This window comes from Bacteroides sp. UBA939, assembly GCF_002293435.1.
In the GTDB taxonomy this organism is placed as follows: Bacteria; Bacteroidota; Bacteroidia; order Bacteroidales; family Bacteroidaceae; genus Bacteroides.
This window is the reverse complement of record NZ_DBDF01000220.1, coordinates 4,222-12,912: the sequence shown is the minus strand read 5'-3', so window position 1 is coordinate 12,912 and position 8,691 is coordinate 4,222. Positions and strand designations below refer to the sequence as shown.

6 protein-coding genes are annotated in these 8,691 nt (G+C 46.4%); 4 read left to right on the top strand and 2 right to left on the bottom strand.

What is annotated here, in order from left to right; all coding sequences use genetic code 11:
- The first annotated feature begins 384 nt into the window (after window positions 1–384).
- The 4 genes from B2Z67_RS14510 to B2Z67_RS14495 all read left to right on the top strand — a co-directional run bounded on the left by B2Z67_RS14510 (window position 385) and on the right by B2Z67_RS14495 (window position 7,029).
- Complete coding sequence (locus tag B2Z67_RS14510; RefSeq protein WP_291530559.1) at window positions 385–960, top strand: helix-turn-helix domain-containing protein; 576 nt, start codon at window positions 385–387, stop codon at window positions 958–960.
- Window positions 961–1,130: 170 nt separating this feature from the next.
- A complete protein-coding gene (locus B2Z67_RS14505; RefSeq protein ID WP_291530558.1) occupies window positions 1,131–2,777 on the top strand; it encodes an AMP-binding protein in 1,647 nt (548 codons plus the stop codon).
- Window positions 2,778–2,831: 54 nt separating this feature from the next.
- On the top strand, window positions 2,832–4,250 hold the full coding sequence (gene ahcY / locus B2Z67_RS14500) for an adenosylhomocysteinase (RefSeq protein WP_291530557.1): 1,419 nt from the start codon (window positions 2,832–2,834) through the stop codon (window positions 4,248–4,250).
- Between the two features lie 250 nt (window positions 4,251–4,500).
- Entirely contained in the window at window positions 4,501–7,029 is a 2,529-nt protein-coding gene (locus B2Z67_RS14495) for a YfhO family protein (RefSeq protein ID WP_291530556.1), read from the top strand.
- Here B2Z67_RS14495 and B2Z67_RS14490 read toward each other — a convergent pair.
- Both B2Z67_RS14490 and rbfA read right to left on the bottom strand, forming a co-directional pair.
- Window positions 7,015–8,247 (bottom strand): FtsX-like permease family protein, encoded by a 1,233-nt coding sequence (locus tag B2Z67_RS14490; protein WP_291530555.1) that lies wholly within the window; start codon window positions 8,245–8,247, stop codon window positions 7,015–7,017. The genes B2Z67_RS14495 and B2Z67_RS14490 overlap by 15 nt on opposite strands.
- On the bottom strand, window positions 8,244–8,576 hold the full coding sequence (rbfA, locus tag B2Z67_RS14485) for a 30S ribosome-binding factor RbfA (RefSeq protein ID WP_291530554.1): 333 nt from the start codon (window positions 8,574–8,576) through the stop codon (window positions 8,244–8,246). The genes B2Z67_RS14490 and rbfA overlap by 4 nt, the downstream gene beginning before the upstream one ends.
- Between the last annotated feature and the right edge of the window lie 115 nt (window positions 8,577–8,691).

Below are 8,691 nucleotides of genomic sequence, written 5' to 3'. Positions count from 1 at the left end.
AAATAGCTTGTAAATATGCAATAGTACGCATAAATAGTGCATCATTATTCTTTGTTTGTTCATCAAGCACACTAAAAGATGAATTTATAAATCAAGGCGTGTTACGGAAAAGGTGCTTTAGCTATCTTTCTATAAATAAATGCTGTCTTTAGATTGCATTTTGTCAATTCAACAACATCCGTCATACACCTAAATCAGTAACATACACCTAAATACAACGATTCCCAGAAGGAAAAGTAACAACCATTGCCAAAGCATCTCTTAATTATCTGCCTGATAAATAGAAACTTTTCCGCCCGTATTGTTGCATCAAGTAAAAGTTTGTTTTATTTTTGCGCCTAAAGAATACAATTTATAACCTAATAGGCGAAAAACATTATAATTATGGATACAAGCAAGATTGTCGGAGAAAAAATCAAGTCACTCCGCGAAAGCCAATCAATCAGTATTGAACAATTGGCCGACCGTTCCGGATTAGCCGTAGAACAGATTGAACGCATTGAAAACAACATTGATTTGCCTTCACTGGCTCCGCTCATTAAAATAGCCCGCGTACTGGGCGTGCGGCTGGGTACTTTCCTTGACGACCACGATGAGACAGGTCCCGCAATCTGCCGCAAAACGGAATCCAAAGATACCATCAGCTTCTCCAATAACGCCATCCAGTCGCGCAAGCACATGGAGTACCACTCCTTGTCCAAGTCGAAAGCCGACCGCCACATGGAACCGTTCATAATCGACGTTGCAGCCACCGAAGATAACGACTTTGTACTTTCCACCCACGAAGGCGAAGAATTCATCATGGTAATGGAAGGCATCATGGAAATCAGCTACGGCAAGAACACGTATCTGCTTGAAGAAGGAGACAGCATCTACTACGACTCCATCGTTCCGCACCACGTACACGCTTACGAAGGGAAAGCGGCGAAAATTCTCGCAGTAATTTATACACCAATTTAAGTAGTAAGTAGAAAGTAGTTAGTAGTAAGTAGTAAGTAGGAGGATGTTTAGCTTATCATTTCTACTAACTACTAACTACTTTCTACTAACTACTAACTACTTACTACTTACTACTTACTACTTACTACTAACTACTTACTACCAACTACTTACTACCAACTACTTACAAAATGCTTTACGAAAGGACACTCGGCGAATGGCTGGAGCACTGGGCGGAAACGACGCCTGATAAAGAATACATTGTTTACTCCGACCGCAATCTGCGTTTTACATGGAGTCAGTTTAACCGTCGGGTAGACGATATGGCGAAAGGATTAATCGCTATCGGCGTAGGACGCGGAACCCACGTAGGAATCTGGGCAGCCAATGTCCCCGACTGGCTTACGCTTTTATACGCCTGCGCCAAGATAGGCGCCGTTTACGTAACCGTAAACACCAACTACAAACAATCCGAACTGGAATACTTGTGCGAAAACTCGGACATGCACACCCTTTGCATCGTAAACGGAGAGAAGGACAGTGACTTCGTACAAATGACCAACACCATGCTGCCCGAACTAAAGACCTGTCAGCGCGGACACCTGAAAAGCAAACGCTTCCCTCACATGCGGAACGTAATCTACGTAGGGCAGGAGAAGCACCGAGGAATGTACAACACCTCCGAAATCCTGTTGTTAGGAAACAACGTGGAAGACGAACAACTGGACACTCTGAAAAGCCAGGTAAACTGCCACGACGTGGTAAACATGCAATATACATCAGGAACCACCGGTTTCCCGAAAGGCGTTATGCTCACCCACTACAACATTGCCAACAATGGCTACCTGACAGGCGAACACATGAAGTTCACCGCCGCCGACAAACTATGCGTCTGCGTACCCCTGTTCCATTGCTTCGGCGTTGTGCTTGCCACGATGAACTGCCTCACGCACGGATGCACGGAAGTTATCGTAGAACGCTTCAACCCGCTCGTGGTACTTGCCTCCATCCATAAGGAGCGGTGCACAGCCTTGTACGGCGTGCCCACCATGTTCATTGCCGAATTGAATCACCCCATGTTCGACATGTTCGACGTGTCCAGCCTGCGTACAGGCATCATGGCAGGCTCACTCTGCCCCGTGGAACTGATGAAACAGGTAGAAGAAAAGATGTACATGAAAGTAACCAGCGTTTATGGGCTGACCGAAACATCTCCGGGCATGACCGCCACACGCATTGATGATTCGTTCGACGTACGCTGCAATACCGTAGGACACGATTTTGAACATACGGAAGTCCTGGTTCTCGACCCCGAAACCGGAGAAGAATGTCCGGCAGGCGTACAGGGTGAGATGTGCAACAGGGGATATAACAACATGAAAGGTTACTATAAAAACCCGCAAGCCACCGACGAAGTTATCGACAAGAACGGTTTCCTACATTCCGGCGACCTTGGTGTAAAAGACCAGGACGGCAACTACCGCATCACCGGTCGCATCAAAGACATGATAATCCGCGGTGGCGAAAACATCTACCCGCGCGAGATTGAAGAATTCCTCTACAAGCTGGAAGGTGTGAAAGATGTGCAAGTAGCAGGTATCCCGTCACAAAAGTATGGCGAGCAGGTAGGCGCTTTCATCATCCTGAAAGAAGGTGCGGACATACACGAATCTGACGTACGCGATTTCTGTGTCGGCAAAATTTCACGCTACAAGATACCGAAGTACATTTTCTTTGTAAATGAATTCCCCATGACGGGCAGCGGCAAAATTCAGAAATTCAAATTAAAAGAGCTTGGAACGCAGCTTTGCAAAGAACAAGGGATAGAAATTATATAAATTAATCAGAATATTCTATCTTTGCATCACTTTTATTTAAAATCATAGATAGATATGTCTAAAGAATTATTCTCTACCCTGCCTTATAAAGTGGCAGACATTACGCTTGCCGGCTTCGGTCGCAAGGAAATCGACTTGGCAGAAAAAGAAATGCCCGGCCTCATGGCTCTTCGCGAAAAGTATGGAGAAACAAAACCGCTGAAAGGCGCACGTATCATGGGTTCACTCCACATGACCATTCAGACGGCGGTACTGATTGAAACCCTCGTAGCGCTGGGTGCTGAAGTACGCTGGTGTTCCTGTAACATATATTCCACCCAAGACCATGCTGCCGCCGCCATTGCTGAAAGCGGTATAGCCGTATTTGCCTGGAAAGGCGAAACACTGGCGGACTACTGGTGGTGTACGCTCCAAGCTTTGAACTTCCCCGGCGGCAAAGGCCCTACGGTAATTGTGGACGATGGCGGCGACGCTACCATGATGATACACGTAGGCTACGAAGCCGAAAGCAATGCTTCTGTTCTGGATAAAGAAGCCCATGCCGAAGATGAAATCGAACTGAACGCCATCCTTAAATGTGTACTGGCGGAAGATCCAGCCCGTTGGCACCGTGTAGCCACCGAAGTTCGCGGCGTTTCAGAAGAAACAACCACCGGCGTGCATCGCCTCTACCAGATGCAGGAGGAAGGCAAACTGTTGTTCCCGGCATTCAATGTCAACGACTCCGTAACAAAATCCAAGTTCGACAACCTGTACGGCTGCCGCGAATCTCTTGCCGACGGCATCAAGCGCGCTACGGACATAATGATTGCAGGTAAAGTAGTAGTAGTTTGCGGCTACGGCGATGTGGGTAAAGGCTGTTCACACTCCATGCGCTCTTACGGCGCCCGCGTACTGGTAACGGAAATAGACCCCATTTGCGCCCTGCAAGCTGCTATGGAAGGTTTTGAAGTAGTTACTATGGAAGAAGCCTGCACCGAAGGTAACATCTTCGTCACTACCACAGGCAACATTGATATCATCCGCATAGGCCACATCGAGAAGATGAAAGACCAGGCTATCGTCTGCAATATCGGTCACTTCGACAACGAAATCCAGGTAGAAGCTCTCAAGAACTATCCGGGCATCAAATGCGTAAACATCAAGCCTCAGGTAGACCGCTACTTTTTCCCCGACGGACACAGTATCATCCTCCTGGCTGACGGTCGTCTGGTTAATCTGGGTTGCGCCACAGGCCATCCGTCTTTCGTAATGAGTAACTCTTTCACCAACCAAACCCTGGCACAGATTGAATTATTCAACAAGAAATATGAAACCGGCGTCTACCGCCTTCCCAAGCACTTGGACGAAGAAGTAGCCCGTCTCCATCTCGAGAAAATAGGCGTGAAACTTACACGCCTGACCCCTGCCCAAGCCGCTTATATCGGTGTAAACGCAGACGGTCCTTATAAAGCAGAACATTATCGTTATTAATGGAATTGAAAATTGAAAGTTGAAAGTTGAAAATTACTGTGCAGCATAGTAAACGCTAAAGAAATAACTTGTAACAGGTTTCAAAGAAAGAAAAGTGTTCTACCTCATCCAACCATCTTAATGTATGCCAAGTTATATCTTAAGCATTACTTAATATGTACCAAGTTATTTTTTAAAGCATTATACCACAGCGCAGCCTAATTCTCAACTTTCAATTCTCAACTTTCAATTTCATATAAACTCCGTTTTTATGAAAAAGCTCCTTCCCGACCTCCTGGTCATCCTGACATTCGCAGTCCTTTCATTCGCTTATTTCTTTCCGGCGGATATTGAAGACCGCATTCTTTTCCAACATGATACGGTTGCCAGCATAGGTATCGGGCAAGAAGCAGCCAAGTACCACGAAGAAACCGGCGAATCTACCCGTTGGACAAACTCGCTGTTCGGCGGTATGCCGACTTATCAGATAGCTCCCAGCTATGAATCCACCCGGCCGCTGACATGGGTACAAAAGATATATCAGCTATTTCTGCCCACGTATGTGAATCTGACTTTCATCCTGATGTTGGGCTTTTATATATTGCTGCGCGCATTCGGCGTACCGGTATGGCTGTCCGGATTAGGTGGACTAATGTGGGCGTTCTCGTCCTACTTCTTCATTCTAATATCTGCCGGGCACATCTGGAAGTTCATCACTTTGGCCTATATACCGCCCACAATAGCAGGCATCGTGCTTGTTTACCGGGGGAAGTATCTGGCAGGAGCTGTTCTGACGGCATTGTTCATCGCTTTGCAAGTTCTGTCCAACCATGTGCAGATGTCTTATTACTTCCTGTTCGTTATCCTGTTTATTGCAGGAGCTTACTTCGAGGACGCCTGGCGCAACAAAACATTGCCGAAGTTCTTCAAAGCAAGCGGCATACTTGTCATAGCTGCGCTTATCGGGGTATGCATCAATCTTTCCAATCTGTACCATACGTATAAGTACAGCAAAGAAACCATGCGCAGTAAAAGCGAATTGGTAGAAACCGGAGATGCCGCCAAGCAAACCAGCAGTGGCTTGGACAGGGATTACATTACCCAATGGAGCTACGGAATCGGCGAGACTTTGACATTGTTGGTGCCCAACTTCAAAGGCAGCGCTTCCGTCCCTCTTGCCATGAACGAAAAAGCCATGAGCAAAGCCAACCCTATGTACGCAAGCCTGTACCAGCAATTGCCCCAGTACTTTGGGGAGCAACCCGGAACGTCAGGACCCGTCTATGCAGGCGCTTTTGTATTATTCCTTTTTATATTGGGCTGCTTCATTCTGAAAGGGCCGCTGAAGTGGGCGCTGATTGGTGCCACAATCTTCTCTATCCTTCTTTCATGGGGTAAGAACTTTATGCCGCTGACTAATTTCTTTATCGACTACATACCGATGTACAGTAAATTCCGTGCAGTATCCTCCATTCTTGTCATTGCGGAGTTCACCATTCCTTTGTTGGCAGTCTTCGCATTGAAAAAGATTCTGGAAGAGCCGGAAATACTTAAAAAGAAGATTAAACTTGTTGGTGCCAGTCTGGCGCTCACTGCCGGTGTGGCTTTGATATTGGCGATTGCGCCGGGAGCTTTCAGCTCTTCTTTTATTCCGGCACAGGAAGCTAACATGTTACAGAATGCAGTGAATCAGCAAATGATTCCGGCTAACGAATTATCCGGTATCCTTTCCAATATGGCAGAAATGCGCGCTGCAATGGTTAGCTCTGACGCACTGCGCAGTTTCATTATCATTGTTATAGGCTGCGTATTATTGTGGCTTTATTGCAGTGAGAAACTGAGAAAGTCATTCGTTATCGGTGGTATCGCCATACTTTGCATTGTAGATATGTGGGGTATCAATAAACGCTATTTGAATGACAGACAATTCGTTCCCCGTTCCACCCAGGCCGATACATTCAAGAAGACCCAGGCTGATGAAATCATTCTGCAAGACCCTGACCTTGACTACAGGGTACTGAATATTAGCGGCAATGTTTTCAGTGAGAACAACACTTCCTACTGGCACAAAAGTATTGGCGGATACCATCCTGCCAAGTTGCGCCGCTATCAGGAGATGATAGACCATTATATTTCGCCTGAGATGCAGGCCGTTTATCAGGAGATTGCTGCAGCAGACGGAGATATGGACAGCGTGGACGCTTCCAAATTCCGTATCCTGAATATGCTGAATACGAAGTATTTTATCCTTCCTACCGGACAAGGACAGACAGTTCCTGTGATGAATCCATATACGTATGGCAACGCCTGGTTTGTGAACAATGTACTGTATGTGGACAATGCCAATCAGGAAATTGATGCTTTGCGCACCATACTACCAACAGAAACTGCCGTAGTGGATGCCCGCTTCAAAGATACTTTAAAAGGTATGGAAACTGCCCACAAAGACTCTCTTTCCGGCATCCGTCTGACGAGCTACGAACCTAACCGGTTGGTTTACGAAACAAATAACACCCAGGATGGTATCGTCGTATTCTCCGAAATCTATTACCCGGATGGCTGGATAGCCACTATTGACGGAGCACCTGCCGACATAGCCCGTGCAGATTATATCCTGCGTACCATGTACGTCCCTGCCGGGAAGCATACCATTGAAATGCGTTTCGACCCGAAGAGCCTGCATGTAACAGAAGGCATCGCATACGCGGCGCTGGCATTGATGGTAATTGGTGTTATGATATTGATAGTGGTTTACCGGAAGAGACTGGATAGAAAGAAAAACAGGTCACTTCTTCAGTAACCTCCGCGTCAGATAATGCACCGGATACCATACAGAGAGGAAACCTACGGTTATCACAGTAACGAATACCAGCAGAACATCCGTAGCGTGAACACTGACGGGATAAGCGTCAACCACAAAGCTACCATTGCCTCCGCCTAAAGAAATGAGGCCGAAATGCTGTTGCACAAAGCAAAGCAACAGGCCGAGAACAATGCCCGCGAAGGCGCCGAATGCGGAGATAAGGCGGCCTTCAAACAAAAAGATACGGCCTATCAGGCTATCGTCCGCACCAAGATTGCGCAACGTAGCCACATCTTCGCGCTTATCAATAATAAGCATGGAAAGAGAACCTATGACATTGAAGCAGGCAATGGCAAGTATGAACGTAAGGAAAAGGTAGGATATGAACTTCTCTATTTCCATGATACGGAACACATCCGCTTGCTGCTGGTAACGGTTCTGCACAACAAAACCGTCTCCCAGGATACGGGAAATATCTTTCTGTACAGCCGTGACATTCGCATCGGATTTCAGTTTCAACTCGATAGCCGACACCTCCGTATCATAGTCAAACAGCCGCCGCGCAAAGCTGAGGGAAGTAAGAATATAACCGGCATCATACTTCTGCTGGTTTACAATGAACACAACACCGGGCGAGAAAAGATAATCCCGGTTAAAAGAAGCGGAAGGATTAGCCATATTCACCCGCACATTCCGCTTGGGAGCATATACCTGAAGTGGGTCAACAAACTGAATACCCGTACCCAGTTCGGATATCAGTTCCACGCCCAGAACACCGTAATCAACGATGGAATCGTGCAGGATAAATTCACCTGTGCCATATAGCAGGCTATCTATGGAAGTCAGTTGGTCAAAGTTGTCTTCCACCCCCTTGATAATGGTCATAGCCTGACGGTCTTTGTATTGCACCATAGCATTCTCTTCAAGCGTCTCCGTCCACACCTTGATTTCGGGTAAAGAGCGTACCTTCTGAAAGTCAGGGCTATCCGGTTCGAATACTTTTCCCTCACGAACCGTTATCTTCAATTCAGGGTCGAAAGCTGTAAAAAAGCCTGCCACCATATCCTGGAAACCATTGAATACGGAAAGTGTACATACCAGCGCCAACGTAGCCAACGCCACTCCGCACACCGAAATGCCGGAAATGATATTAATGGCGTTATGCTTCTTCTTGGAGAAAAGATAACGGCGGGCTATGTAGAAGGGAAGGTTCACTTCAGTAATTCATCTATTTTTTCAAGATAATCCAGTGAATCGTCCACAAAGAACTTCAGTTCAGGGATAATACGGAGTTGATGGCGCACACGGGTTCCCAGTTCGTACCGGATGGATTTCATATTTGCATTGATATTCTTTATCATCTCTTCTCCTTTCTCAGAGGGGAAAATGCTGAGATAGCCACGCGCCACACTCATATCGGGACTAATGCGCACGGTGCTGACCGATACCAATACTCCCGGCATGGATTTGGTTTGTAACAAGAAGATTTCGCTCAGTTCTTTCTGAAGCAAGCGGGCTATTTTGTTTTGACGGGTTGTTTCCATAAGTTTCATTATCTATATTTAATGGCAAAAGTACTCAAATATATCGTTTGCCACCCTCACCTACTACTAAAAGTTTAGAAACTGTTTTGATTTTCCTTTTTAAGATTCTTATCAG